Raw genomic sequence first — 26,109 nt, 5'->3', positions numbered from 1 at the left:
GCCGGCAGATCAAGGGCCGGTGGCGCCCGCCGGTTGTACGCGGATGCCCATGCGGAAATCCTGAATGACCTGATGCACGAACGCCAGCTTGGCGATCGCGGTAGCGGTCAGCACGAAGGGGTAGACATGCGAATGACCCATGCTGCGATTCAGGCTGTTCAGGGCGCTGACCAGCGGCAGCCAATGCTCCAGAAGCAGATCGAAGTCCGCCGTGGCATAGGCATCAAAAGCCGGCAGATTCCCCTGTGCCCCCAGCCGCGCCGACGGTCCGGCGACGGGTTCAATGTCCATGTTGTAGGCAGAGGCCGTGTCCAGCGTATCCACGATGTGCAGATAGTGGGCCCAGGTCTCGGCCCAGTCTTCCCAGGGGTGGGAGCTGGCATAGGCGGACACGAACGAGGCCTGCCAATCCGCCGGAGGACCGCCGGTGTAATGGCGCCGCAGGGCCTCGTCGTAGTCCGCGCGCTCGTCGCCGAAACGCTCGCGAAAATCGGCATGCCAGTGGGTACCGCGAATCAGACGATCCCAGTAGTAGTGCGCGGACTCATGGCGAAAGTGGCCGAGAATGGTGCGATAGGGTTCGGCCATCGCCTCGCGCATGCGCTCGCGCACCGCGGGATCGGCCTCGGCGATATTGATGGTAATGAGCCCGTGCGAATGACCGGTGACCACACCACCGCCCTCGCGGAACTCCGGGGCCGGATCGGCCAGGAAATCAAACGCAATCCCCCCAGGATCGCTTTTCCGCGGCACCACCGGCAGGCCCAGGCGCAACAGGCCATATACCAGGCGTCGCTTCTCGGCCTCCAGACGCTCCCACAGCCGCGCATTGCCCGGCACACTGAGGTCCGGGATGGTGCGATTCAGGCGGCAGGCCCGACAGAAAGGCTCGGCTTCCTCATAGGGCACCATCCAGTTGCACACCGCGTCCACCGCATAGTGCCGGCACTGGCGATAAAACAGCCCGTCCGGCTCGTCCGCTACCCGCCACAGGCCACCGGGGATCGGGCGCCCGCGGGCGCCCACAGCCTCCCCCGCCGGCACCAGGGCGGAGACCTCCAGACGGTCCGGCAGGAATCCCAGCCGGTGGCCGCAGCGGGTACAGAAGGTGTTGTCGAAGTACACCCCCTGTCCACAGACCTCGCACTCGAACAACTGCATCGCGCTCCCCGTTGACTGGCCTGCCGAGGACGTCCAGGCGACAGGCATGCCTTCAGACTACGCCGATCCCATTGCGCCGTCGCGGCGGCACGCACCAACACAGACGCCAGTCAGTCCCCCTGTACGCCGGACAAGAGCCCGTCCACTCGCTCCAGCACCAATGGATGGGACAGGATGCCGGCGTGCGTGGTCGCCACCCCGAAGACCGAGGCCGCCTCGCGCTGCGCGGGCGGGTGCAGCATGCTGGCGAGGGTGACCACCCCGTCCGCAGTGGCGCGCGCGCCTCCCTCCCCGCGCTGGTAGCCAAACAGCAGGTGCAGCTCGGTCACCTCCGTGTTGGCATCTGCGAACAGGCCTTCCAGGTAATCGCTGCCCGGGGCCATGTCGCGCCATACCGGAATGACTACCGGCGAACGATCGACACCCCGCTGGGCGCGTTCGTGTCCGGCCCAGGGGGTGGACAGGGTGATCATCGCCGGCACGGTCGCCGCCGCCTCGCGCCGGGCGCGCTCGTTCAGGAAGCCGCGCGCGATCAGCCCGCCCATGCTGTGTGCCACCACCGGCAGTGACTCGACGCCGTGGCGCACCTCCAGCTCCTCGACCACCTGTGCCAGATGCGCCGCGGCCGACTGCAGCGGCAGCCCGGAGGCGTAATAGTAGAACCATGGCTGGTAACGCTCTCGGTCAAGCCCCTCCAGCAACCCGGCGAAGTCACGCGGCGAGCCGTTCATCCCGTGCACGAACAGCACGGGCGTCCGTGCGGGATCGTATGGCTCAAGAAAGTACACCCCGGCATACCCCGACAGCACGAAATCCAGCGGCCGCCACTGGCTGCCCCGCGCCACCTCGGTCGCGAAGCGCGGATCCTCCAGATGGGCAATCTCGCCGTAGGCCGTCACCCGGCCCAGGCTAAGCGGCGCGGGGTCCGGCGCCGCGCCGTCCCCAGGACCCCGCGTATCCGGCAGGCGAATGGCGTGCGCCAGGCGATCATTCCCGTTCACGCGGATATCGATCCCGGTCAGCCGTCCGCCAGGGCCACAATCCAGCGCATCGCCGCGCGCGACGTGCTGGACCGGTGCGCCGGCCGGATGCGCGCGATCACCATCCTCGTCGCGGAAGGCCAGCACGCTGTAACGACCAGGCTCCAGGGCAAAAAACCAGCTCCCGCCGCGCGCGCTCACCACGTGGTCTGCCGGTTCGGGCACAACGGCGCCGGCGACCGGCTCGCGGAACACCGCCACCACATAGGGCCCGGTCCGTTCCGACCCATCCGCCCCTTGGTTGGATCCTACCGTACCGCTGATCACACAGGCCCCGCCCATCCGCGCCAGCTGCTCGCGCGCATCCAGCAGCGAACACCCCACCAGCCCCATCACCACCACCAGGACCGCACACACTCGCAACACACCCATTCCGAACATCCCTATCCGACAGCTCCCAGACCCCGAGTGTAGCGAGCCGGCAATCGTGGCGCTGCCTGGTGCCCACCTACCGCAACATCCGCCCCCCTGCCGCAAGATCTTGGAAGCCACCCCCACGTGAACCAGCCAGACTTACAGGCAAAAGCCGCTCCGGACGGACACCCGCCCGGTCAGCCACACCACGACACGCCCACCCGGAGCGCGCCGGGTAAAGCCGACCCACAGGAGGTGCACCATGTTCAAACGCGATATCCCGCCCACCGGGGCCATACCCCGCCTTGCCTCGGCCGCCGCCGCCCTCACGCTGGTCGCCGCCTGGACGGTCGCGACGGCGGACCAGGGCCCGGCCTTCATCCACGAACCCGATTCCCCCGATCTCGAATGGGGCCCGTGCCCGGACTTCATGCCGGATGGCTGCCGGCTCGCCGTGCTGCAAGGTGACCCGGCGCAGCCCAATGCCGACGTCTTCTTCCTCCTCCCCGGCAACAGCACCGCGCCCCACCACTGGCACACCAGCGCCGAACGCATGGTGCTCGTCAGCGGCGAGATGCAGGTCGACTACGACGACCAGGACCCGGTCGTGCTCCGACCCGGCACCTATGCCTACGGACCGGCCCGGCTGGCACATACCACCCATTGCACATCGGACGAGGACTGCATCCTGTTCATCGCCTTCGAGGAACCGGTGGACGCCCACGCCAGCCACGACGACTGACCCCGTCACCGTCCCCACCGCCGGATACGGCCGCCCGCCCCTTCGCCCGCAGCTGCTCCCGGACCCAAAAAAGGCCCGCACGGGGCGGGCCTTGTTGGATCGGAACAGCGAAATCCCGATCAGGCAGCAGCTGCAGCCCGGGTAAAGGCAAGCTGGTCGCCAGCCAGGTCCACCTCGATGGTATCGCCGGGGCCGAATTCGCCGGACAGCAGCGACTGGGCCAGCGGGTTTTCCATCTGCGTCTGGATGGCCCGCTTGAGTGGACGCGCGCCGTACACCGGGTCGAAACCGGCGGCGCCCAGGTGATCGAGCGCGGCGTCGGTGATGGTGAGCCCCAGATCGCGCTCCTCCAGACGCTTGCGCAGGAACTGCAGCTGGATGCCGGCAATCGCCCGGATCTGCTCGCGCTCCAGCGGGTGGAACACCACCACATCATCCACGCGGTTGATGAACTCGGGGCGGAAGTGCTGCCCGACGATCTCCATCACCGCGGCCTTCATTGCATCGTAGTTCGCCTCACCGGCCATCTCCTGGATCTGCTGCGAGCCGAGGTTGGAAGTCATCACGATCACCGTGTTGCGGAAGTCCACGGTGCGACCATGACCGTCCGTCAGACGACCATCATCCAGCACCTGCAGCAGCACGTTGAAGACATCCGGATGCGCCTTCTCGACCTCGTCCAGCAGGATCACGGAGTAGGGCTTGCGGCGCACGGCCTCGGTCAGGTAGCCGCCCTCCTCGTAGCCGACATAGCCCGGGGGCGCCCCGATCAACCGCGCCACCGAGTGCTTCTCCATGAACTCGGACATGTCGATGCGCACCATGGACTCTTCGGTGTCGAACAGGAATGACGCCAGCGCCTTGGTCAGCTCCGTCTTGCCGACCCCGGTCGGGCCGAGGAACAGGAACGAGCCATTCGGCCGGTTCGGATCGGACAGGCCCGCCCGCGAACGGCGGATGGCGTTGGCCACCGCGCGCACGGCTTCCGTCTGGCCGACCACGCGATCACCCACGGCCTCTTCCATGCGCAGCAGCTTGTCCTTCTCGCCCTCCAGCATCTTGGAGACCGGGATGCCGGTCCAGCGCGCAACCACCTCGGCGACCTCCTCGTCGGTCACCTTGGTGCGCAGCAACTGGGTCTCCTGGCTCTCCATCTCGTGGGCCATCGCGAGGGACTTCTCCAGATCCGGGATGCGCCCGTACTGCAACTCGGACATGCGCGACAGGTCGCCGGCACGGCGGGCGGTCTCCAGCTCGGTACGTGCGCGCTCGAGCTCTTCCTTCAATTGCGCGGCGCCGGAGACCGAGGCCTTCTCGGACTTCCACACCTCTTCCAGATCGGAGAGCTCGCGCCCCAGGCGATCGATCTCGCCCTCCAGGGTATCCAGCCGCTTCTTCGAGGCGTCGTCGGATTCCTTCTTCAACGCCTCGCGCTCGATCTTGAGCTGGATCAGGCGCCGCTCCAGGCGGTCCATGGACTCGGGCTTGGAGTCGATCTCCATGCGGATCCGCGAGCTGGCCTCGTCGATCAGGTCGATCGCCTTGTCCGGCAGCTGGCGATCGGTGATGTAACGCTGCGACAGCTGCGCCGCGGCGACGATCGCCGGGTCGGTGATCTCGATCCCGTGGTGGACCTCGTAGCGCTCCTTCAGACCGCGCAGGATAGCGATGGTGTCTTCCAGCGTGGGCTCGTCGACCACCACCTTCTGGAAACGGCGTTCCAGCGCGGCGTCCTTCTCGATGTTCTGGCGGTATTCGTCCAGCGTGGTCGCGCCGATGCAGTGCAGCTCGCCACGTGCCAGCGCCGGCTTGAGCATGTTGCCGGCGTCCATCGCGCCCTCGGCCTTGCCGGCGCCCACCAGGGTATGGATCTCGTCGATGAACAGGATCACGCGACCCTCTTCCTGCGACAGCTCCTTGAGCACGGACTTCAGCCGCTCTTCGAAATCGCCGCGGTACTTGGCCCCGGCCAGCAAGGCGCCCAGATCCAGCGCAAGCACGCGCTTGTCCTTCAGGCCCTCGGGCACCTCGCCGTTGATGATGCGCTGGGCCAGGCCCTCGACAATCGCGGTCTTGCCGACACCGGGTTCGCCGATCAGCACCGGGTTGTTCTTGGTGCGCCGCTGCAGGACCTGGATCGAACGGCGAATCTCCTCGTCACGCCCGATCACCGGATCGAGCTTGCCCTGCTCGGCGCGCTCGGTGAGGTCGATGGTGTACTTGTCCAGCGCCTGGCGGTTCTCCTCGGCGTTCGGGTCGTCCACCTGGGCACCGCCGCGCATGTCTTCCACGGCCTTCTCCAGGGAGTCCTTGTTGGCGCCGGCGTTGCGCAGCATCTCGCCCACACCGGCCTTCTCGGCGATCGCCGCGAGCAGGAACAGCTCGCTGGGGATGTACTGGTCCTTGCGCTCCTGGGCAAGCTTGTCGCAGACATTCAGCATGCGCCCCAGGTCATTGGAGACATGCACCTCGCCCGCGGCACCCTCCACCCTGGGCAGGCGGTCCAGCGCCTCGCCCAGCGCGGAGCGCAGCTGGCGCACGTTGGCGCCGGCGCGGTCGAGCACGTGGCGGATGGTACCGCCCTCCTGGTCCAGCAGGGCCAGCAGGAGGTGGGCCGGTTCGATGAACTGGTGATCGCGGCCTACCGCGAGCGATTGTGCATCCGCGATGGCGGACTGGAACTTGGTCGTCAGGCGATCCATTCGCATTGGGAAACCCCTCGGTCAAATCTGGGTGAACTGACACCAATGATGGGGACAATCCCCCGACCTTCAAGGATAGACGGACGCAACCGCCCGCATCAGACAAACGCCAACACCGTCACGAACGAACGTCGGGGTTGCGCGCGGAGGTCGCCACGGCCCCTGCGGGGCCTCGCAATGACGGGGGCAGGAAAAAGCACCGTCATCGCGAGGCGCGCAGCGAAGCAGCGATCTCCATGGGCAACCCACGCGCCGGACCGAGCGCCGGGGTTATCGCAGGTGGCCGGGGGCAACCCAGACGAGCGTGCCCATGCGGCCGGTCTCGCCATCGCGGCGGTAGGAAAAGAAGGTATCCGCCTCGCTGAAGGTGCAGCGTCCGCCACCGGCGACCTGCGCCACCCCGGCCCGCTGTAGGCGCTGCCGGGCCAGCAGGTAGAGATCCGCCAGCAGGCGCCCCTCGACGCCGGGGCGGAACGCGGCTACGGCCTCCGGGTCGTGCGCGACAAAGGCCTCGCGAACCTCGGGGCCCACCTCGAAGGCCGCGGGGCCAATGGCCGCCCCGATCCAGGCCTGGATCGGCATCCCCGGACGCAGCGTCTTCAGGGCCTCCACGCTGGCCTCCAGCATCCCATCGGCCAGCCCGCGCCAGCCCGCATGCGCCACCCCCACTGCCGCGCCATCGGCGGTCGCCAGCACCACCGGCAGGCAGTCGGCGGTCTGCACCGCACAGACAACCCCGGCCTGATTGCTGACCACCGCATCGGCCTCGGCCGCGTCGCCGGCCTCCAGCGCCGCGTGCAGGGTGTCGGCGTTGGTCACGCCGGTGCCGTGGACCTGGCGCGGCCAGGCGATCGGCGCGGCCAGCCCCAAAGACTGTTCCAGCCGACGCCGATTCTCCGCCACATGTTCCGGGTCATCGCCGGTGTGCAGCGCCAGGTTCAGCGCGGCCCAGGGCCCGGCACTGACGCCGCCCACCCGCGTGGTCTGGACCGCGCGCACGCCGGCCGGCAGTTCGCCGGGGGACGGCGCCAGCAGGGGCAGGGTCTCAGGCATCACCGGTCTCCCGGGCATCGGCGCGCAGGGCTGCAAGCAGGCCCTCGAAGTCCTCCGGTAGCGGGGCCTCGAACGCGCAGGGTTCGCCGCTGGTCGGGTGCTCGAACTCCAGGCGCGCCGCATGCAGGGCCTGACGCTTGAAGGCCGCCACCGTGGCCTTGGCCGCCTCACCCATGCCCTTGACCGGCCGCGGGCGTCCGCCGTAGGTCAGGTCGCCCACGATCGGGTGGCGGATATGCGCCATGTGTACGCGGATCTGGTGGGTGCGGCCGGTCTCCAGACGCACGTTCAGCAGGGTATGGGCGGGGAAGCGTTCGGCCACGCGGTAATGCGTGACCGCGGGCTTGCCACCGCCGGTCACCGCCTGGCGCTTGCGATCCACCGGGTGGCGCCCGATCGGCTCCTCGATGGTGGCACCGCTGATCACCCGACCCTGGACCAGCGCGCGGTACTCACGGTGCACGCTGCGCGCCTGCAACTGGCGCACCAGGGCGGTCTGCGCCTCCGGGGTACGCGCGACCACCATCAGTCCGGTGGTGTCCTTGTCCAGGCGGTGGACCACGCCCGCGCGCGGCAACTGCGCCAGTTCCGGCGCGTGGTGCAGCAGGGCATTGACCAGTGTGCCGTCGCGATGCCCGGCTGCCGGGTGGGCCACCAGCCCGGCCGGCTTGTTGATCACCAGCACCGCCGCATCCTCGTACAGGACATCCAGCGCTATGGCCTCGGGCTGCGCCGCCAGCACCGGGGCATCCGGCGCGATCAGTTCCACCCGCTCACCCCCTCGAACCGACGTGCGCGGGCGCGGCGAGGCGCCGTCCACCCGCAGCGCGCCCTCCTTCAGCCACTGGGTCAACTGGCTGCGCGAATACTCGGGGAACAGCTGCGCCAGCGCGGCATCCAGGCGCTGCCCAGCCGACTCCTCCGGCAGATGGGCCTCACGGGGTTCACTCATTGCGCGGCCTCCCGCTCGTCGCCACCGGGGCTTGATGTTGTAGAATCCTTGGACTTTGGTTCATCTGTGAGGCCTCGCCGTGATTTCTGTCCCGCACCTGTCGCGCCTGCTCGTCGTTCTGTTCGTGGCGCTCGTGGTCGCCGGCTGCGCCGGGCGCGAAGACCCCACGCTCGGCTGGTCCGCCAGTCAGCTCTACGGCGAGGCCAAGAACGCCCTGAACGAGGGCAATTACGATCAGGCCGTCGAATACTACGAAAAACTCGAGGCGCGCTACCCGTTCGGGCGCTACGCCCAGCAAGCGCAGATCGAGATTCCCTATGCCTACTACAAGGCCGGCGAGCCGGAGCCCGCCCTGGCGGCCGTGGACCGCTTCGTGCAGCTGAATCCGCGGCATCCGAACCTCGATTATGCGTACTACCTGCGCGGGCTGATCAACTTCAACCGCCAGCAGGGCTTCCTCGCCAACCTGTTCCCGCGCGACCCGGCCGAGATGGACCCGGAACCCTTCGACCAGGCCTTCCAGGACTTCGACCGCCTGATCCGCGAATTCCCGGACAGCCGCTACGCCCCGGACGCCTACCAGCGCATGCTCTACATCCGCAATGCACTGGCCGCCTACGAGCTGCGCGTGGCAGAGTTTTACATGGAACGTACCGCCTGGGTCGCCGCGGCCCAGCGCGCGCGCAACGTGGTGGCCACCTATCCCGGGGCCGAGGTGATGCCGAAGGCCCTGGCCGTGCTGCACCGCGCCTACACCGAACTCGGCCTGGAAGACCATGCCGAGAACACCATGACGGTGCTGGAACTGAACTACCCGGATGCCGCCGTCGCCGTGCGCGCCGGCGAACCGGTGGAACTGGAAGGCGAGGAACGCCGCGGCCTGTGGCGCGTGATGGACCGCATCCCCTTCCTGACGAATTAAGCGGGGAAAGCGGCGCAACCGTAAAGCCATCCCCGGCCGGCGCCCCGCACCACCTTGGGGGTGGCACCATCATTGCGAGGAGGCGAAGCCGACGTGGGCAACCTCTTGATGTTCGCAGAGCGCCGGGATCCAGTGGTTCCGGACGGAGGTTACTCGCTACGCTCGCCCTTCGGGCCGGCCTGCGGCCGTTCAACGCAGCTTCGCTGCTTTTGTGCCACGGCCCCTGCGGGGCCTCGCAATGACGATGCCCGTAACTCCGCCCTGCTAGAGGGCCTCGCTGCCCTCTTCGCCGGTGCGGATGCGGACCACGCGCGACATGTCGGACACGAAGATCTTGCCGTCCCCGATCTTGCCGGTGCGCGAGGCCTTCACGATCGCGTCGATGCAGGGATCGACACGGTCGTCGTCCACCACCAGTTCCAGCTTCACCTTGGGCAGGAAGTCGACCACATATTCCGCGCCCCGGTAGAGTTCCGTGTGGCCCTTCTGGCGCCCGAAACCCTGAACCTCGGTCGCGGTCATGCCGGCAATACCCATCTCGGTCAGGGCCTCGCGGACATCTTCCAGCTTGAACGGCTTGATGATCGCCTCGATCTTCTTCATGCGAATCCCTTTGGTTGAGCCCGCTGCGCGGGCGCTTGTCTCACATCTGGAAGTGTATCAAACCCCCGGCGCTGCGCTGGCCGATCCGCCCCGGCGCGGTCCGAGGCCCCCGTCATTGCGAGGCGCGCAGCGCCGTGGCGATCTCCGTGGGTGGCCCCGATGCCGGCCAAGGCGGACATCGGTGGTTCCGGACGGAGGTTACTCGCTACGCTCGCCCTTCGGGCCGGCCTGCGGCCGTTCAACGCAGCTTCGCTGCTTTTGTGCCGCGTCGGCTTCGCCTCCTCGCAATGACGGTGCCCGCGTCCGCCGTCGCGTATCGCTCAATCCGGACGATACCCCGAGGTAATCGGGTAGCGCCGGTCGCGGCCGAAGGCGCGCGGGCTGACCCGCACCCCCGGCGCGGCCTGGCGGCGCTTGTACTCGGCGATGAACACCATGCGCGCGATGCGCTCCACCGTGGGGCGGTCGAAGCCCTGGGCGACGATCTCGGCGACCGACCGCTCCTGCTCAACGAAGGCCTCGAGGATCGCGTCCAGCACATCGTATGGCGGCAGCGAGTCGGCATCCTGCTGGTCCGGCGCCAGCTCGGCGCTGGGCGGGCGCTCGATCACCCGCGGCGGGATCGCCGCGCCGCACGTGTTGCGCCAGCGTGCCAGGCGGTACACCCACTGCTTGGAGACGTCCTTCAGTGGCGCGAAACCGCCATTCATGTCGCCGTACAGCGTGGAATAGCCCACCGCCATCTCGGACTTGTTGCCGGTGGCCAGCAGCAGCTTGCCGCTGCGGTTGGACAGCGCCATCAGCAGCACGCCGCGAGCGCGCGCCTGCAGGTTCTGTTCGGTCACATCCCCCGCCCCGGCCGGGTAGGCCGCCAGGGCATCCCCCAGCCCGGCCATGAAGCTCTCCACCATCGGCTCGATGGCGATCTCGTGGTATTCGAGGCCCAGAAGCCGCGCCTGCGCCTCCGCATCCTCGATGCTCATAGAGGCGGTGTAACGATAGGGCATCATCACGGCGGTCACCGCCGCCGGGCCCAGCGCATCCGCCGCCAAGGCCGCGGTCAGGCCGGAGTCGATGCCGCCAGACAGGCCCAGCAATACCCCCGGGAAGCCGTTCTTGCTCACGTAGTCACGGATGCCGATCATCAGCGCCTGATAGAGGTCACGGGCGTCCGCCTCGTCCGGTTCCGGGCCGGGGTCGGTCAGGGTCGGAAGAATGCCGCAGGCGGACAGGTGCATGTGCTCGTCGCGGGACCGCAGGACCGGCCCCTGCGCACTGCGACTCGCCTCTACCTGGCCCTGGCCGGTGGCCCAGGCGGGCAGCACGGCGCGGGCCCCGTTGACCGGGTCGTGCACGAACGAGCGGCCATCGAACACCAGTTCGTCCTGCCCGCCCACCTGGTTCACGTAGACCACCGGACAGCCGGTCTCGGCCACCCGCGCCCCGACCACCTGCAGGCGTTCCTCGGCCTTGCCGCGGTGGTAGGGCGAGGCGTTGAGATTCAGCAGGATCTCGGCCCCGGCAGCCTGCGCCCCGGCGGCCGGACCCGGCTGCCAGATGTCCTCGCAGACGGTCAGCCCGATCTGCCAGCCATCCAGCTCGACCACGCAGGGGGCATCGCCAGCAACGAAATAGCGCTGCTCGTCGAATACCGAATAGTTAGGCAGAACCTGCTTGGCGTAGCGCGCGATACAGGCCCCGTCGCGCAGCCACAGGGCCGCATTGATCAGGCCGCCATCTCCCTGCACCGGGGCACCCAGGATCACGTCGATATCCCGCGCCGCCCTGGTGATCGCCACCACCGCGCGCTCCACGCCCAGCAGGAAGGCCGGGCGCAGCAGCAGATCCTCGGGGGGATAGCCCGTGACCGCGAGTTCGGGGAAAACCACCGCGCGGGCGCCACCGGCACGGGCCTGCTCGATAGCCTCGAGGATTTGGTGGCGATTGTCGTCCAGCCCGCCCACGACCGGATTGATCTGGGCCAGGGCCAGACGCAGAGGCTGGTCAGGGGTCATCGGCGACTCAGGCGCGGCGGGCGAGCGCGGACTGCATCGCGGCGCCCAGCTCGGCCGGGCTCTCCGCCACGGTCGCGCCGGCCTCGCGCAGGGCCGTCATCTTCTGCTCCGCGGTACCCTGGCCACCGGCGATGATCGCGCCGGCATGACCCATGCGCCGCCCCGGGGGCGCCGTGGCGCCGGCAATATAGGCGGCTACCGGCTTGTCGAATTCGTCCGCGATGTAACGTGCGGCGCGTTCCTCGGCATCACCGCCGATCTCGCCCACCATCAGCACGCCGTCGGTCTCCGGGTCATCGCGGAACAGGCGCAGGCAGTCGACAAAGTCGAGGCCCTGGATCGGGTCACCGCCGATGCCCACGCAGGTGCTCTGACCAAGCCCGAGGTCCGAGGTCTGCTTGACCGCCTCGTAGGTCAGGGTGCCCGAGCGCGAGATGATGCCGATGCGCCCGCGGCTGTGGATATAGCCGGGCATGATCCCGACCTTGCAGGCATCCGGGGTGATGATGCCCGGGCAATTCGGGCCGATCAGGCGCGTGGGGCTGCCGGCCAGTACCTGCTTGACCCGCACCATGTCCTGGACCGGGATGCCCTCGGTGATGCAAACGGCCAGTTCGATCCCGGCATCCGCCGCCTCGCAGATCGCGTCGGCCGCGAACGGGGCCGGGACGTAGATCATGCTGACGCTCGCGCCGGTCTGCGCCACGGCATCGGCGACGGTGTCGAACACCGGCCGGTCCAGGTGGGTCTGGCCGCCCTTGCCCGGGGTCACGCCCCCTACCAGGCGCGTGCCGTAGGCGATGGCCTGCTCCGAGTGAAAACTGCCCTGCTTGCCGGTGAAGCCCTGGCAGATCACCTTGGTGTCGCGGTCGACGAGGATGCTCATGCCACAGCCTCCACCACGGCGCGCGCCGCCGCGTCCAGATCGGCGGCCGGGATCACGTCCAGGCCGGAGTTGGCCAGCGCGGCGCGGCCCTGCTCGGCGTTGGTGCCCTCCAGGCGCACCACCACCGGTACCTGAACCTGGATCTCGCGGATCGCGGCGATAATGCCCTCGGCGATCAGGTCGCAGCGCACGATGCCGCCAAAGATATTCACCAGCACCGCCTTCACCGATGGGTCCGACAGGATCAGCTTGAACGCTGCGGTCACCCGTTCCACCGTGGTGCCGCCACCCACATCGAGGAAGTTGGCCGGCGAGCCGCCGTGGTGCTGGATCAGGTCCATGGTCGCCATTGCCAGCCCGGCGCCGTTGACCATGCAGCCGATCGAGCCGTCCAGGCGGATGTAGTTGAGGTCGTGCTCGTGTGCCTGCTCCTCGGCAGGGTCGCGCTGGCGCACGTCACGCTCCGCGAACAGCGCCTTCTGGCGGTAGGCCGCGGAGTCGTCGATGGTCAGTTTGGCGTCGATCGCCAGCAGCTGATCCTCATGGGTCAGCACCAGCGGGTTGATCTCGAGGAGCTGCGCGTCGAGCTGCTGAAACAGGGCATGGGCATTGGTCACCAGCTGCGCCATCGCCTTCGCCGCGTCGCCGGACAGGCCCAGGGTGGCGGCGACCCGGCGGCCGTGGAAGGGCATCACGCCGGTGGCCGGATGGATCGGCAAGGTCACCACGGCCTCGGGGCGCTCCGCCGCCAGGGTCTCGATGTCCATGCCGCCCTCGGCGGAGACCACCAGCGCCAGGCGCTCGCGCGAACGATCCACCAGCATCGCGAAATAGAACTCGCGGGCGATGTCCGCCGCCGGCTCCAGCAGAAGCTGGTCCACTGGCAGTCCGTCGGGGCCGCTCTGGCCGGTCACCAGGCGCGAACCCAGCAGCTTTTGCGCCGCCTCGCGCGCAGCATCGGCGGAATCCGCCATCACCACGCCACCGGCCTTGCCGCGGCCGCCGGAGTGCACCTGGGCCTTGACCAGCGCGCGCTCGGCACCCAGCGCCTGCCAGGCCCCGGAGACCTGCTCGACGGCGTCGATCACCTGACCTTCGGGGACGGGGATACCGGCGTCGCGAAAGCGCGCCTTGGCCTGGAATTCGTGGAGATTCATGGGCGTCGAGGATAGCGGCGCAGCCCCGGCCCGACAACTGCGGGAGGCGCGCGCGAAGGAGAGTGTTCTTAAGCGGCCTGGACCGGAATGCCGTTACCGGTGCGCACGATGCGGTTGCCGGCGTCGAGATAGACCAGGTCGGGAGTGAATTCGCGGGCCTCGGCGGCCTCCATCTGGCCATAGGCACAGATGATCACGCGATGGCCCACCGCGGCCTTGTGTGCGGCCGCGCCGTTGACCGAAATGATCCCGGAGCCGGCCTCGCCCTCGATCGCGTAGGTGGTAAAGCGCTCGCCGTTGTCGACGTTGTAGATCTGGATCTGCTCGAACGGCAGGATGCCGGCGGCGTCCAGCAGACGCGTGTCGATGGCACAGGAGCCCTCGTATTCCAGCTCGCAATGCGTGACCCGGCCCTGATGCAGCTTGCCTTTCAGCATAGTGACAAACATACGGCGAATTCCCGGCTTGAACCTCGGAAGGGCGGAAAATTATCCGCGATCCCGGCGGATACGGCAAACGCGCCTTCTCGAGTCGATGGTTTTTCACCGTGAAGCGCGCGAAGACACGGAGAAATTCAAGGGCGATTTACAGGCAGGCTGGAAGACGGAACGAGTGGCAAAATAAAGAAAGGACCCGGCGTTCGGGGGCCAGCAAGAACGTTACCGATTGTCAGCGCCCTGCAGCACCACCCTCACCCTTTAACCTGCCCGTCTTCTGTGGATGACTCTTGAATTTCTTCGTTGTACTTCGGGGTAGCCGAAACAAGCAGCGTCAGTCGGTACGGGTGCGGACGTTGTCGATCAGGCGGACGCCTTCCAGCCAGACGGCGGCCAGGACCACCAGGTCCTGCTCGGCCAGGGGCACATCGGTTGCCGGCTCCATCAGGTCTTCCGCACGGCGGATGGAGAGGTATTCGGGCTCGAAGCCGGCCTCGCGCAGACGCTCGCTGGCGCGGGCCTCCACCTCGGCGATGCGGTCGGCGTCGAATTTGGTGGCCGTGCGGCAGACGGTCGCCACCTCATCCAGCACCCGCTTGAGCTCGGGTGCCACGGCCCGCGCCTCTTCCGACAGCTGGCTGTTGCGTGAACTGAAGGCCAGGCCGTCCGGCTCGCGCACGGTCGGGACTGCCTCCACCCGGGTGGGGATGTCGAGCCCCTGCACCATGCGCTCGATCAACTTGAACTGCTGGTAATCCTTCTCGCCGAACAGGGCCAGATCCGGGCGCACCAGGTTGAACAGCTTGGTCACCACGGTGGCCACGCCCTCAAAGTGCCCCTGGCGATAGGCACCCTCCAGGATCTCGGAAAGCACCGGCACCACGACCTGCACCGGGGGCAGGCCGTCGGCAGGGTACATGTCCTCTTCACTGGGACAGAACAAGGCGTCCACACCGGCATTCGTCGCCAGCCGGGCGTCCTCGTCGAGGGTGCGCGGATAGCGCTCCAGATCCTCGGCGCGGTCGAATTGCAGTGGATTGACGAAGATCGACACCACCACCCGCTGGGCCCGCGCCCGGGCATGCCGGATCACGGTCATATGGCCCTCGTGGAGGTTGCCCATCGTGGGCACCAGCGCCACGGTACCGCGCCCCTTGCGGGACCACTCTCGATGCATGGCCACCAGTTGCGGCCGATCACGCAGGATTCTCATGGGCCAGGATCCATCCTTTGGGAAACGCAGTTAACTGAAGGTATGCACGCCGGATTCGGGGAAGGCTCGCGCCCGCACCGCGTCACAGTATCCGCGGACGGCGCCCTCCAGGGAACCGCCCTCGGCAAGGAAATCGCGCGCGAAGCGCGGCGGCTCGGGCGTCAGGCCGATCACGTCGGTCAAGACAAGCACTTGACCATCGCAACGCGGGCTGGCGCCAATCCCGATCACCGGGACCCCTGCACTGCGCACGATGACATCGGCCAGGCTCTCGGGGATACCCTCCAGCAGCAGGGCCTGGGCCCCGGCGTTCTCCAGCTGGGCGGCCAGGGATTCCAGCTCCGCCGCAGCCTTCGGGTCGCGCCCCTGCACGCGGTGCCCGCCGAGACGGTGCACCGCCTGCGGGGTCAGGCCCAGATGGGCACAGACGGGAATCCCGGCGGCGACCAGGCGCTCGACCACGGGGACCTCCATCGCGCCGCATTCCACCTTGACCATGTGAGCCCCGGCGCGCAGGAGCGCCCCGGACTGGACCAGCGCGGTAGCGGGATCGACATCGCCAAGGAACGGGATGTCGGCCATGATCAGCGCGTTCTCACTGCCGCGGGCCACGTTGGCTACATGGTAGACCATGTCCTCCAGCGTCACTGGCAGGGTGGTCGCATGCCCCTGGACCACCATGCCCAGGGAATCGCCGACCAGGATCACGTCGACCCCACAGCGATCCAGCAACCCGGCGAAGGCTGCATCATAGGCCGTGAGGCAAGCGATGGGTTCGCCCGCCTGCTTGCGCTGGGCCAGGGTATTCACGGTAATCGGACGCATGCTCATGCCTCCCGGGCAGTCCGGCTTGCCAGCCTCAAAGCGAGATCGGCAACGGGTTGAAGTAGTGCCGCCCGCCCTGGATCGGCTCCAGGAACTGCACCAGCTGGTCAAAGTCGGCCGGGTTGTTCACCCAGTCGATCTCGGTGGCGTTCACAATCACGAGCGCCGGTCCTTCGAAATGATAGAAGAATTCCGCATAGGCCGCGTTCAAGCGCTCCAGATAACCGGCCTCGATGTGACGTTCGTACGGTCGCGCCCGGCGGCGGATGCGCTCCTGCAGCACCTCCACCGGCGCCTGCAGGTAGACCACCAGGTCCGGGCGCGGCAGCCCCCCGCGCAGATGCCGGAACATCTCGCGGTAGATCTCCAGCTCGTCCGGATGCAGGTTCAGCTCGGCGAACAGCGGGTCCTTGTCCATCAGGTAGTCGGACACATGGCGCTGCTCGAACAGGCCCTTCTGCGCCAGCGGCGTCAGCTGGCGCACGCGCTGCACCAGGAAGTGCAACTGGGTCGCCAGGGCGTGCTTGTCCGGTTCCTGATAGAAGCGATCCAGGAAAGGGTTCTCGTCCGGGGCCTCGAAGATGCCCTCCGCCTGCAGGTGCTCGGCCAGGCGCTTGGCCAGGCTGGACTTGCCGACCCCAATCGGTCCCTCTACCGCGATGAAATCGAAATCGGCAAGGCTCATCCGCGTCCCTCCGCAGTCGCCACGGCCTCCTGCGGTTCCGCGATCGGGATCAGGCTCGCACCGTCGAAGCGCTGCGCCAGCCGATCCAGCGACCCCACTCCCGGGATCTGCAGCGACGGCGCCAGCTCCAGCAGCGGCAGGATCACGAAGTCGCGCTCGGCGATCCCGGCGTGCGGCACCTTCAGTCCCGGCAGATCCAGCGACTGCTCGCCGAACAGCAGCAGGTCCAGATCCAGCAGGCGCGGCCCCCAGCGGGTACCGTCCCGCTCGCGCCCGCAGGCGCACTCGATGGCCTGCAGCTCCGCCAGCAGGTCCAGCGGCTCCAGCCGGGTGTGCAGACGGGCCACGGCGTTCACGTAGTCGGGCTGGTCCTGCGGGCCCATCGGCGGGTTACGGAACAGCCGCGAGCGCCCGATCAGACGCGTTTGCGGCAACTCATGCGCCAGCCGGGCAAAGGAGTCCCGCACCTGCGTCTCGGGGTCACCCAGGTTGGCGCCGATCCCGATGAACGCGTGCACGCCGCGGGCAGGCTCGCTGCTCATTCGCCGCCACCCCCCGATTCCGGGTTTGCGCCCGCATCGGCGCTCGCGCCGGCGCCGCCCTTGCGTCCCCGACGCCGGCGCCGGCCGCCACGGCGTGACTTGCTCTTGGCTCCAGCCTTGCCATCCCCTTTGGGAACACCCTTGCCCTGGGCACCCGCCATGGCCTTCTGTGCGTCCTCGTCCAGCTCCTGGATCTCGGTCCACCAGCGACACAGCTCGGGGTCGGCATCGCCGGCGCGGGCGCGCAGGCAGAGAAAGTCATAACCGGCGCGAAAGCGCGGATGCGTCAGCAGGCGCAGCGCACGGCCACCACGATGGCGCTCCAGCCGCGCCTGGAGTTCCCAGATCTCGCGCACGATCAGGCTGAAGCGTTTGGGAATGGACACCGTCTTTACCTGACGATCCAACACCTCGGCCATCGCCTGCTGCCAGGCCGGAATCTCCTGTTCGTCGGCCGCGATCCGTTTGGCCGCGGCCACCTGCACCGGGGCCCAGAGGATGGCCGCGTAGAGGAACGCCGGGTTCACACCCAGGCCCTCATTGATGCGCTTGTCGGTATTCAGCAGCGACTCGACCAGGAACTGGCGGCGCTCGGGGCCGACGTCCGGATCGGCAAAGCAGGCCGCAGCCTCGGGGAACATCGGCTCGAACAGGCCGAGGCGTTCCAGCTCGTCCAGACAGGTGACCGCCGCACCGCTGTGGAACAGCTTGATCACCTCGTCGAACAGCCGCGCCGGGGCTACCGTCTGCATCAGCGAGGCGAGATCAAGGATGCCGGCCTCGACCTCCGGCGCGATGGTCAGACCCAGCTTGGCGGCGAAGCGAACCGCACGCAGCATACGCACGGGGTCTTCGCGCAGGCGCGTCTCGACGTCGTCGCCGATCAGGCGCAGCTCGCCCGCGCGCAGGTCCTCGAACCCACCGGTGTAATCCAGCACCGAGAAATCCTCGATGTCGTAATACAGGGCGTTGATGGTGAAGTCGCGGCGCACCGCATCCTGCTCGATGGTGCCGTAGCGATTGTCGCGCAGGATACGACCTTCCTCGCTCAGCGCGACCTGGCCTTCGTCCTCGGACTCGTCGTCATGCGGCGCGCGGAAGGTCGCCACCTCGATCATCTCGCGTCCGAAGAGCACATGCGCCAGGCGAAAGCGGCGCCCGATCAGGCGGCAGTTGCGGAACAGGCCACGCACCTGCTCGGGGGTGGCGTCGGTGGCGACATCGAAGTCCTTCGGCTCGCGGCCCAGCAGCAGGTCGCGCACGCCGCCGCCCACCAGGCAGGCGCGATAACCGGCCTCGCGCAGCCGATAAAGCACCTTCAGGGCGTTGTCGTCGATCGCCGCGCGCGAGATGCCGTGCTCCGCACGCTCGTAGACGCGCGGTTCCGGCAGCTCGCTGTCGGGCCGGGACGGGGTTGCGGGGTCAGCCTTTGTCACGCGATACCGTATCGGTGGTCGAAAGCGCCGTATGGTAACAGCTTGGCCGGATTCATCCCGTTTTTTGTACCGGACGCGGGGCGGCGGTTTCGCCGGTCAGGCGCCAGCGCCGATAGTCGTCGAGGATGCGTCGGTGGTCGAAGACCAGCACCTGGCCCGGGTCTTCCGGGTCCAGCCAGGCGCAGTCGGCAGCGTCATCCCCGGCCCTGGCCTCGCCCCGGCCCCGCGCGATGTAGACCGCGCTGACGGTGTGCCCGCGCGGGTCGCGCTGCGGGTCGGAATACACCCCCAGCAACGCCTCCAGCTCGACCTCCAGCCCGGTCTCTTCGCGCGCCTCGCGTACCGCGGCATCCTCGGTGGACTCACCGACGTCGACGAAGCCGCCCGGCAGGGCCCAGCCGTGCGGGGGGTTGTGGCGCTCGATCACCAGCACACGACCGGGCTGCGCCGAGTGGCGGATGACCATATCCACCGCCAGCCGGGGTGTGACGGGCGGGCCACTCGAGCCTTCGGGGTTGTTCACTCGGATTCACTCCTATCGCTGCCGTCCTGGCGAATAAAGCGGCGGATCTTGCGCCGCGCGCGCTTGTCCGGGCGCCGGCTGGGGGCGCTGTCCGCGACCGCGCGCTCGCTGCGTCGGCGTTCGCTTTCGGCCGCGCGCCGGGCCTGGCTTTCTTCGGTCTCGGTGTACAGCGCCTGGGCTTCGCGCGCCGGCCGTCGCTGATCGCTCAAATGGACCACATCCAGCTCCCAGACCTGCGGGCCGCGGTGGATGGTCAGGCGATCACCGGTGTGCACCCGACGCGCCGGCTTGCAGCGCTCGCCGTTCACGTGGACCTTGCCGCCGCCGACCGCCTCGCTGGCGAGGCCGCGCGTCTTGTAAAAACGGGCGGCCCAAAGCCATTTGTCGATCCGCAGCCCGGCGCCGGGCGCCCCGTTGTGGCCGCTACCCTTGCCCAAGGCTTTCCCGCGACATCACGAGGGGAGACAATGCGCCCCCTTTAATAGCGAGGAACCGGCGACCCGGATCGGGGCCCCGCCCCACCTGCGGACGCCGAAGACCACCATGAATCTGCCGCATCTGCACCTGATCAGTTTCGCCATCTGTCCGTTCGTTCAGCGTAGCGTGATCACACTGAAATACAAGGAGGCGCCGTTCGAGCTGAGCCTGATCGATCTGGCCAACCCGCCGGACTGGTTCCGCGAACGCTCGCCCCTGGGCAAGGTTCCGCTGTTGATCGTCGACCACGATACGGTGCTGTTCGAGTCGGCCGTGATCAACGAATATATCGATGCCATTACCCCGCCCGCGCTGATGCCGACCGACCCGCTGGAACAGGCGCGGACCCGGGCCTGGATCGAGTACCTCTCGGAACAGACCTTTGCCCAGTACCACTGGATGACCGCGACCACCGAGGATGCCTTCGAGCTGGCGCGCCACACCGCCGCACGCGGGCTGGAGCGCCTGGAACAGCAGATGACGCAAGACGACCGCCTGGCCGCGCCCGGCTTCTCGCTGATTGATGCCACCCTGGCCCCGATCCTGATGCGCTATGCGCTGCTGGAGGATCCGGACAGCCCCTGGGAGACCGAGGCCTTTCCGCGCCTTGCGGCCCGCTGGGACCAGCTGCGCGAGATACCGGCCGTGCGGGACTCGGTCCCGACCGACTTTGCGGCACAACTGGCCGACTACCTGCGCCAGCAGGACGGCTTTGCGCCGGCGCATTTCGCGGCGCAGCTCGACGCGCCCGCCTGACCAAGGCTTCACCCGACCGCCTACCCCAGTGGTCGGACTCGGCCCATCAACCGCCGGGTTGAGTCTGGTCATGGTTCGACTTCTGGTGTTTTCGCTGGCTTCGGTCCGCCGCCTGCCTGGTTGTGGCTGGCCATGGTTTGTCCTCTGGTGTTTACGTGCCTTCGTCCGGCCGCCTGCCAGGCGCTGGCGAGTCAGCGCCTGGCAGGCGGCCGGACGAAGCCCCCGTAAACACCGATCGCCGAACCGGGACCAGCCACTCCTGGGCGAACAATAGCCCGCAAGCGGGCAGGCATCACACGCCGTGTGTGACGCATGGGCGCGACTGGGACAGCGGCTACGGGAAGCGCGTGGTCAGGCGGGGCGGTGGGGGCAGGCGCTGTCGGTGCAGTCGCCGTACAGGACCAGCGCGTGGTCCTTGATGGCAAAGCCGTGGTGCTGCGCCACCTCGCGCTGACGCCGCTCGATGGTCTCGTCGAAGAACTCCTCCACCCGCCCGCACTGGTTGCAGACGATATGGTCATGGTGCCCGCCCCGCTCCAGCTCGAACACCGCCTGGTTGCCCTCCAGGTGCAGGCGGCAGACCAGCCCGGCCGCCTCGAACTGCGTCAGCACGCGATACACCGTGGCCAGACCGATTTCCTCGCCGGAATCGAGCAGCTCGCGATAGATCGCCTCGGCCGTCAGGTGACGGGTTTCCGAGTTCTCGAGGATCTCGAGGATCTTCATCCGCGGCAGCGTGACCTTGAGCCCGGCCTTCTTGAGATTACTCGTTTCCATTGCCCGTTTTCCCGGTCCCGTCCGCTTGAGAGAGGCGGGACGCTTTGGTGTACCATGCGCGTTCACGGCCCACCAGACGCCGAGGACCGCCCGCTCAGATGATCAAGATTCTCATTTCTATCGCCGTGGCCGCAAGCCTGCTGAGCGCCTGCGGTGGCCTCAACCAGTTCCGTCTGGATGTCCAGCAGGGCAATGTGATCGACCCCGTACAGGTGGCCCAGATCCAGCCCGGCATGACCCCGCAGCAGGTCCGCTTCCTGATGGGGTCGCCCCAGCTGGAGCCCGCCTTCCGGGCCGATGACCGCTGGGACTACGTCTACTATCGCCGTCCAGGCTTCGGCTCCACCGAACGCCAGCGAGTGACCGTGCATTTCGACAACGGCGTAGTCAGCCATGTGGATGCCGACATCCCGCAGCCGGTGGCGCTGGACGAGCATCCGGTAGACAGAGACAACGACTGACACCCGCGTGCGGCGGCATATTCCTCCGCCGCACGCCCCTGCTACTCCTTCGCGTTGTCGGCCGGCGCCTCCTTCGGCTTGTCGTCGGCGGCGCCGGCGTCACCCTTGCCCGGCTTCTTCTTGCGCCCCTTGTCGGCACGCTGGCGCCGCACCTCCTTCGGGTCCGCGATCAGCGGGCGATAAACCTCGATGCGGTCGCGTGGGCGCAGCACGGTGTCCCTACGGGTGATCTTGCCGAAGATCCCGACCTTGGCGTTGTCCAGATCGATCTCGGGGAACTGCAGTTCAATCTCCGACTGGCGCAGCGCGGTATCGACCGTCGTGCCCTCCGGCACCACCAGCGGCAGGATCACCTGCCGGTCGGGCCGCGCGTAGGCAATCTCCACCCGGATCATGCCGCCCTCTGCGGCCGGTGCCACGTGGCTATCCGTCACCGTGGACCTCGCGCGCGCGCTGGACAAAGGCATCCACCAGCGAATTGGCAATCTGAGTGAACACCGGGCCAATCGCAAAGGCCATGAGCCGGTTGGCAAACTCGAACTCCAGCTCCAGGGCGATGCGGGTCTTGCCGCCCTCAACCTCGGTAAAGCTCCAGGTCCCGTGCAGGCGTCGGAACGGCCCGGAGACCAGGCGCATGTCGATGCTTTCCGGGCGCTTGAGCGTGTTCCGGGTGGTGAACGACTTGTGCAGCGCCCCCTTGGCCAGCTCGATCGTGCCCTCCACCTCGTGCTCGCCACGCGGGCGCGCGGAGGCACTGCGGCAGCCGGGCAGGAACTGCGGATAGGCGTCTACGTCATTCACCAGATTGAACATCTGTTCACGGCTGTAGGGCACGTCCGCGTAGCGGCGAATCTTCGAGGCCATCAGATCAACTCCACGGCGCGCAGGAACACAAACAGGATCGCGACCGGCGCGACGAAACGCACCAGAAAGTACCAGACCTGGTACAGGACCGGGTGCTTGAGGCGCAGCTCGGACTGCACCGAGCGCTCGGTCATGCGCCAGCCCACGAAGATCGCGATCAGGAACCCACCCAGCGGCAGCAGGATGTTGGCCGTCACGTAATCCAGCAGGTCCAGGATGCCCATGTCGAACAGGGTGTAGTCGGACCAGACGTTCAGCGACAGCAATGCGCCGATGCCGAGGAACCAGGCCCCGATGGCGATCATCGCGGTCGCCATCACCCGGGTCAGCCCCATGTTCTCGACCAGGAAGGCGACCGCCGGCTCGATGATGGAGATCGCCGAGGTCCAGGCCGCAAACACCAGCAACACGAAGAACATGGTGCCGAAATACAGCCCGCCCGGCATGTCGGCAAAGGCCAGCGGCAGGGTCACAAAGATCAGCCCCGGCCCCTGCTCCGCCGACAGCCCGGCCCCGAGCACGATGGGGAAGATCGCCAGCCCGGCCATGATCGCGACCAGGGTGTCCGCCCCGACCACCGCCGCGGAGGTGCGCGCGATGGACGCATCGCTCTGCAGATAGCTGCCGTAGATCATGATCGCGCCCATGCCCAGGCTGAGCGTAAAGAAGGCCTGGCCCATCGCCAGCAGAACCGCGTTGGCGGACAGCGCGGAGAAGTCCGGATACAGCAGGAACTCCAGTCCGGCGAGGAACTGCCCCTCGACCATCGCATAGCCGACCATCACCACCAGCATCACGAACAGCAGCGGCATCAGAATGGTCACCGCCTTCTCCAGGCCGGACTGCACCCCACGCGCGACCACCATCGCCGTCATCACCATGAAGATCGTGTGCCAGGCCAGCAGGGCCTCCGGGTCCGCCAGCATGTTGCCGAACATCGACTCCGAGCCATCCGCATCCAGCCCGAGAAAGCCGCCGGTCCCCGATTTGAAGACATACGACAGCGACCAGCCCGCGACCACGCTGTAGAACGACAGGATCAGAAATCCGGCCAGCACCCCGATCCAGCCGATCATGCCCCACGCGCGCGTCAGGCCCTCCTCGCGCGCCAGCGCCGACATGGTGTTGATCGGGCTCTGACGCCCGCGCCGGCCCAGCAGGATCTCCGCCATCATCACCGGCAGGCCGATCAAAAGGATGCAGCCGAGATAAACCAGCACAAAGGCGCCACCCCCGTTCTCACCGGCGATATAGGGGAAACGCCAGATGTTGCCCAGGCCAACAGCCGAACCCGTGGCCGCGAGAATGAAGGCCAGGCGGGTCGTCCATTGCCCGTGGATCGAGGTCGTGGCTGGCATCAGTGGCTCCTTGTTGAACGGAGACGGAGGCGCTCCCGTGGGCCGCCGCCCCCGGGATCGGCCGGGGCCGGTCGCTCAAGCGCATCGCCGGGTCCGCCGGAATTGTGGGGCAGCGGGTCGCCCGGCTCAACTTTCACCCCGCGCGCCCGGACATTCGGACTGCTTCGGCCGCCCGCCTGCAGTACACTGCCCGGGTTATGGGAAAGAACAAGAAACAAGCCAAGGAACCGTCCAGCACCATCGCCCTCAACCGCAAGGCGCGCCACGAATTCTTCATCGAGGACCGCCTGGAGGCGGGGATGGAGCTCGAGGGCTGGGAGGTCAAGTCGATGCGCGCGGGCCGCGCGCAGCTGAGCGAGGCCTACGTGCTGCTGCGCAACGGCGAGGCCTTCCTGTTCGGGGCCCACATCACCCCGTTGCCGACCGCCTCCACCCATATCAATCCGGATCCCAGCCGCACGCGCAAGCTGCTGCTGCATCGCGCGGAGATCAACCGCCTGGTCGGCGCGGTGGAGCGCAAGGGCTACACCCTGGTACCCATGGCTCTGTACTGGAAGCGCGGGCGAGCCAAGCTCGAGATCGGCCTCGCCAAGGGCAAGAAGGAATACGACAAGCGCGCTGACAAGAAGGACAAGGACTGGGAACGCGAGCGGGCGCGGATCCTGAAGCACGGCTAACGCCACAGCACCCCGCCCATCATCCCTATTCCGGCTCGCGCCGGATGTCCCTGCCCCGTCACTCGCCGTTTACGGTGCCTTCGGTCCGTCGCCTGCCAGGCTGTGGCTGGCCTTGGTTCGCCCTCCGCCGGTGTTTACGGTGGCTTCGTCTGGCCGCCTGCCACGCGCTCTCTCGCGAGCGCACCGCGAGGTACTTCTTTGCTCGTGCAAAGAAGTACCTAAGAAACACGCCCGACTGCCGCGACCCCGGGGAGGTAGGTCAAGACAATTGCGATCCGAAGGCCTGCGCCATTGGTTGGAGGCAGGCTGTTCCGGCATCTTCGGCACGCTCGGCCTGTGGCCGTTGCGTGCCGCGCCCGCGGAGCGGGCGCCGAGGGTGTTCGAGCGGCTGTGCCTGCTTTTGTGCCACGAGGTCGGAACACCGTCTGTTTTGACTTTCCCCTCCCGTATGGAGCCCCTTGCGGAAGGGTTCTCGGGCCGGGAGAAGGCGCTGGATGTCTGAGCGGAGCCGAAGGCGCAGCGAGTTCAGCGCCGCCGGCCCGAGGGCCCTGGAGCAAGGTTCCCGGGCGGAATCCGGGTGCCCTTCTTTGGGTACTTTCTTGGGCAAGCAAGAAAGTACCTCGCGGCGCGCTGGCGAGACAGCGCATGGCAGTAAGCGGAGCAAAGCCACCGTAAACACCGAAGGAAGAACTATGGCCAGCCACAACAAGGCAGGGTGACGGGCCGAAGGCACCGAAACGCAGAAGCAGAGCCCGCGTCGGGCGCCAGGATCAAGCGTTGGCGCGCCAGCGGCAGGTGCCGCCGGCCGCCTCGTCGAGGGTCTGCAGCAGCGCCTCGTGCGCCGCCTGCTCCTCGGGCGTCGGCTCGATCACCGGCAGCGGCTTGCCCGAGCGCCGCGCCTTGACCGGGCCGGCCGCGGCATCGCCGTCGCCTCCGGAATCCAGGGTCAGCGCCACCTGCCCGCCGGTCATCGCCAGATAGACATCCGCGAGCAGCTCGGCATCGAGCAGCGCCCCGTGCAGGGTGCGGCCGGAGCCGTCCACCTCGTAGCGCTTGCACAGGGCATCCAGGGAATTGCGCGCCCCCGGGTGCATGCGCCGCGCCATCACCAGCGAATCCAGCACGGTGCTGACCTCGGCCACCTCGGACGCCGGCGCCACATCGCCCAACAGGCGCAGCTCGTTGTTGATGAAGCCGACATCGAAGGGCGCGTTGTGAATGATCAGTTCGGCCCCACGAATGAAGTCGACAAAGTCATCGACGACATCGGCAAATCGAGGCTTGTCGGCCAGAAACTCGTTGGTGATCCCGTGCACCGCGATCGCGCCGGCGTCGATCTCGCGATCTGGTTGCAGAAACTCGTGCAGCTTGCGCCCGGTGGGGCGGCGGTTGTCCAGCTCCAGGCAGCCGATCTCGATAATGCGGTGGCCGTCGGAGGGGTCCAGGCCCGTGGTCTCGGTATCCAGCACGATCTGGCGCATCGTGGTTTCC

General features: G+C 67.8%; 28 protein-coding genes. 6 read left to right on the top strand and 22 right to left on the bottom strand.

Features of this window, described 5'->3' with window-relative positions:
* Window positions 1–9: 9 nt before the first annotated feature.
* Window positions 10–1,161 carry a putative zinc-binding metallopeptidase gene (locus F792_RS0101440; protein ID WP_018168088.1) on the bottom strand — a complete coding sequence of 384 codons (1,152 nt, stop codon included), beginning with the start codon at window positions 1,159–1,161 and terminating at the stop codon, window positions 10–12.
* 110 nt (window positions 1,162–1,271) lie between these two features.
* Window positions 1,272–2,573: an alpha/beta hydrolase gene (locus F792_RS0101435; RefSeq protein WP_018168087.1), complete on the bottom strand. Its 1,302-nt coding sequence runs from the start codon at window positions 2,571–2,573 to the stop codon at window positions 1,272–1,274.
* A 244-nt stretch (window positions 2,574–2,817) separates the two neighbouring features.
* Here F792_RS0101435 and F792_RS0101430 point away from each other — a divergent pair, with 244 nt between their 5' ends.
* The gene (locus F792_RS0101430) at window positions 2,818–3,297 is read left to right on the top strand and encodes a cupin domain-containing protein (RefSeq protein WP_018168086.1); all 480 of its coding nucleotides are present in this window, start codon (window positions 2,818–2,820) and stop codon (window positions 3,295–3,297) included.
* Window positions 3,298–3,416: 119 nt separating this feature from the next.
* On the opposite strand, the gene clpB is transcribed toward F792_RS0101430, so the two are convergent.
* The 3 genes from clpB to rluD form a co-directional block, all read right to left on the bottom strand.
* Window positions 3,417–5,999: an ATP-dependent chaperone ClpB gene (gene clpB / locus F792_RS0101425; RefSeq protein WP_018168085.1), complete on the bottom strand. Its 2,583-nt coding sequence runs from the start codon at window positions 5,997–5,999 to the stop codon at window positions 3,417–3,419.
* A gap of 270 nt (window positions 6,000–6,269) precedes the next feature.
* A complete protein-coding gene (gene pgeF / locus F792_RS0101420; RefSeq protein ID WP_018168084.1) occupies window positions 6,270–7,052 on the bottom strand; it encodes a peptidoglycan editing factor PgeF in 783 nt (260 codons plus the stop codon).
* Window positions 7,045–8,004, bottom strand: a complete 960-nt coding sequence (gene rluD / locus F792_RS0101415) for a 23S rRNA pseudouridine(1911/1915/1917) synthase RluD (protein ID WP_018168083.1) — start codon at window positions 8,002–8,004, stop codon at window positions 7,045–7,047. The genes pgeF and rluD overlap by 8 nt, the downstream gene beginning before the upstream one ends.
* Before the next feature lie 79 nt (window positions 8,005–8,083).
* Here rluD and F792_RS0101410 point away from each other — a divergent pair, with 79 nt between their 5' ends.
* Entirely contained in the window at window positions 8,084–8,926 is an 843-nt protein-coding gene (locus tag F792_RS0101410) for an outer membrane protein assembly factor BamD (protein ID WP_018168082.1), read from the top strand.
* Between the two features lie 264 nt (window positions 8,927–9,190).
* Here the strand turns inward: F792_RS0101410 and F792_RS0101405 are convergent, their stop codons facing one another.
* The 12 genes from F792_RS0101405 to F792_RS0101350 all read right to left on the bottom strand — a co-directional run bounded on the left by F792_RS0101405 (window position 9,191) and on the right by F792_RS0101350 (window position 19,685).
* Entirely contained in the window at window positions 9,191–9,529 is a 339-nt protein-coding gene (locus F792_RS0101405; RefSeq protein ID WP_017940393.1) for a P-II family nitrogen regulator, read from the bottom strand.
* Window positions 9,530–9,849: 320 nt separating this feature from the next.
* The gene (locus F792_RS0101400) at window positions 9,850–11,544 is read right to left on the bottom strand and encodes an NAD+ synthase (protein WP_018168081.1); all 1,695 of its coding nucleotides are present in this window, start codon (window positions 11,542–11,544) and stop codon (window positions 9,850–9,852) included.
* 7 nt (window positions 11,545–11,551) lie between these two features.
* Window positions 11,552–12,430, bottom strand: coding sequence for a succinate--CoA ligase subunit alpha (sucD, locus tag F792_RS0101395; RefSeq protein WP_018168080.1), 879 nt, complete (start codon window positions 12,428–12,430; stop codon window positions 11,552–11,554).
* Window positions 12,427–13,587: an ADP-forming succinate--CoA ligase subunit beta gene (gene sucC / locus F792_RS0101390; RefSeq protein ID WP_018168079.1), complete on the bottom strand. Its 1,161-nt coding sequence runs from the start codon at window positions 13,585–13,587 to the stop codon at window positions 12,427–12,429. The genes sucD and sucC overlap by 4 nt, the downstream gene beginning before the upstream one ends.
* Window positions 13,588–13,655: 68 nt before the next feature.
* Entirely contained in the window at window positions 13,656–14,036 is a 381-nt protein-coding gene (panD, locus tag F792_RS0101385; protein ID WP_018144141.1) for an aspartate 1-decarboxylase, read from the bottom strand.
* Between the two features lie 322 nt (window positions 14,037–14,358).
* Window positions 14,359–15,237: a pantoate--beta-alanine ligase gene (panC, locus tag F792_RS0101380; RefSeq protein ID WP_018168078.1), complete on the bottom strand. Its 879-nt coding sequence runs from the start codon at window positions 15,235–15,237 to the stop codon at window positions 14,359–14,361.
* Window positions 15,238–15,267: 30 nt separating this feature from the next.
* Window positions 15,268–16,062 (bottom strand): 3-methyl-2-oxobutanoate hydroxymethyltransferase, encoded by a 795-nt coding sequence (gene panB / locus F792_RS0101375; protein WP_018168077.1) that lies wholly within the window; start codon window positions 16,060–16,062, stop codon window positions 15,268–15,270.
* Between the two features lie 34 nt (window positions 16,063–16,096).
* Entirely contained in the window at window positions 16,097–16,747 is a 651-nt protein-coding gene (locus tag F792_RS0101370) for a deoxynucleoside kinase (protein WP_018144144.1), read from the bottom strand.
* Window positions 16,744–17,289 carry a 2-amino-4-hydroxy-6-hydroxymethyldihydropteridine diphosphokinase gene (gene folK / locus F792_RS0101365; protein ID WP_018168076.1) on the bottom strand — a complete coding sequence of 182 codons (546 nt, stop codon included), beginning with the start codon at window positions 17,287–17,289 and terminating at the stop codon, window positions 16,744–16,746. The genes F792_RS0101370 and folK overlap by 4 nt, the downstream gene beginning before the upstream one ends.
* Window positions 17,286–18,725, bottom strand: coding sequence for a polynucleotide adenylyltransferase PcnB (gene pcnB / locus F792_RS0101360; RefSeq protein ID WP_018168075.1), 1,440 nt, complete (start codon window positions 18,723–18,725; stop codon window positions 17,286–17,288). Before pcnB ends, folK begins: the two co-directional genes overlap by 4 nt.
* A gap of 52 nt (window positions 18,726–18,777) precedes the next feature.
* Complete coding sequence (locus F792_RS0101355) at window positions 18,778–19,248, bottom strand: NUDIX hydrolase (RefSeq protein ID WP_018168074.1); 471 nt, start codon at window positions 19,246–19,248, stop codon at window positions 18,778–18,780.
* The gene (locus tag F792_RS0101350) at window positions 19,245–19,685 is read right to left on the bottom strand and encodes an RNA-binding S4 domain-containing protein (protein WP_018168073.1); all 441 of its coding nucleotides are present in this window, start codon (window positions 19,683–19,685) and stop codon (window positions 19,245–19,247) included. Before F792_RS0101350 ends, F792_RS0101355 begins: the two co-directional genes overlap by 4 nt.
* 106 nt (window positions 19,686–19,791) lie before the next feature.
* Here F792_RS0101350 and F792_RS0101345 point away from each other — a divergent pair, with 106 nt between their 5' ends.
* Window positions 19,792–20,481 carry a glutathione S-transferase family protein gene (locus F792_RS0101345; protein WP_018168072.1) on the top strand — a complete coding sequence of 230 codons (690 nt, stop codon included), beginning with the start codon at window positions 19,792–19,794 and terminating at the stop codon, window positions 20,479–20,481.
* A 351-nt stretch (window positions 20,482–20,832) separates the two neighbouring features.
* Here F792_RS0101345 and fur read toward each other — a convergent pair whose 3' ends face one another.
* Window positions 20,833–21,258, bottom strand: a complete 426-nt coding sequence (gene fur / locus F792_RS0101340; protein ID WP_018145396.1) for a ferric iron uptake transcriptional regulator — start codon at window positions 21,256–21,258, stop codon at window positions 20,833–20,835.
* A 98-nt stretch (window positions 21,259–21,356) separates the two neighbouring features.
* On the opposite strand from fur, the gene F792_RS0101335 reads away from it, so the two are divergent.
* On the top strand, window positions 21,357–21,719 hold the full coding sequence (locus F792_RS0101335; protein ID WP_018145395.1) for an outer membrane protein assembly factor BamE: 363 nt from the start codon (window positions 21,357–21,359) through the stop codon (window positions 21,717–21,719).
* Between the two features lie 41 nt (window positions 21,720–21,760).
* On the opposite strand, the gene F792_RS0101330 is transcribed toward F792_RS0101335, so the two are convergent.
* Genes F792_RS0101330 through F792_RS0101320 form a run of 3 tightly spaced genes read right to left on the bottom strand, consistent with a single transcriptional unit; the run spans window position 21,761 to window position 23,941 of the window.
* Complete coding sequence (locus tag F792_RS0101330; protein WP_018145394.1) at window positions 21,761–22,114, bottom strand: RnfH family protein; 354 nt, start codon at window positions 22,112–22,114, stop codon at window positions 21,761–21,763.
* Window positions 22,115–22,142: 28 nt separating this feature from the next.
* On the bottom strand, window positions 22,143–22,583 hold the full coding sequence (locus F792_RS0101325; RefSeq protein ID WP_018145393.1) for a type II toxin-antitoxin system RatA family toxin: 441 nt from the start codon (window positions 22,581–22,583) through the stop codon (window positions 22,143–22,145).
* Window positions 22,583–23,941, bottom strand: a complete 1,359-nt coding sequence (locus F792_RS0101320; protein WP_018168070.1) for a sodium-dependent transporter — start codon at window positions 23,939–23,941, stop codon at window positions 22,583–22,585. Before F792_RS0101320 ends, F792_RS0101325 begins: the two co-directional genes overlap by 1 nt.
* Before the next feature lie 197 nt (window positions 23,942–24,138).
* On the opposite strand from F792_RS0101320, the gene smpB reads away from it, so the two are divergent.
* Both smpB and F792_RS14955 read left to right on the top strand, forming a co-directional pair.
* Window positions 24,139–24,618 carry an SsrA-binding protein SmpB gene (smpB, locus tag F792_RS0101315; protein ID WP_018168069.1) on the top strand — a complete coding sequence of 160 codons (480 nt, stop codon included), beginning with the start codon at window positions 24,139–24,141 and terminating at the stop codon, window positions 24,616–24,618.
* A 295-nt stretch (window positions 24,619–24,913) separates the two neighbouring features.
* A complete protein-coding gene (locus F792_RS14955; protein ID WP_038084186.1) occupies window positions 24,914–25,120 on the top strand; it encodes a hypothetical protein in 207 nt (68 codons plus the stop codon).
* Window positions 25,121–25,388: 268 nt separating this feature from the next.
* Here F792_RS14955 and dnaQ read toward each other — a convergent pair whose 3' ends face one another.
* Window positions 25,389–26,099, bottom strand: a complete 711-nt coding sequence (dnaQ, locus tag F792_RS0101310; RefSeq protein WP_018168068.1) for a DNA polymerase III subunit epsilon — start codon at window positions 26,097–26,099, stop codon at window positions 25,389–25,391.
* Between the last annotated feature and the right edge of the window lie 10 nt (window positions 26,100–26,109).

Source organism: Thioalkalivibrio sp. ALMg9 (assembly GCF_000380625.1).
Lineage (GTDB): Bacteria > Pseudomonadota > Gammaproteobacteria > Ectothiorhodospirales > Ectothiorhodospiraceae > Thioalkalivibrio > Thioalkalivibrio versutus.
Note: the sequence above shows the minus strand (reverse complement) of the source record. Positions and strands in the feature narration are given on the sequence as shown.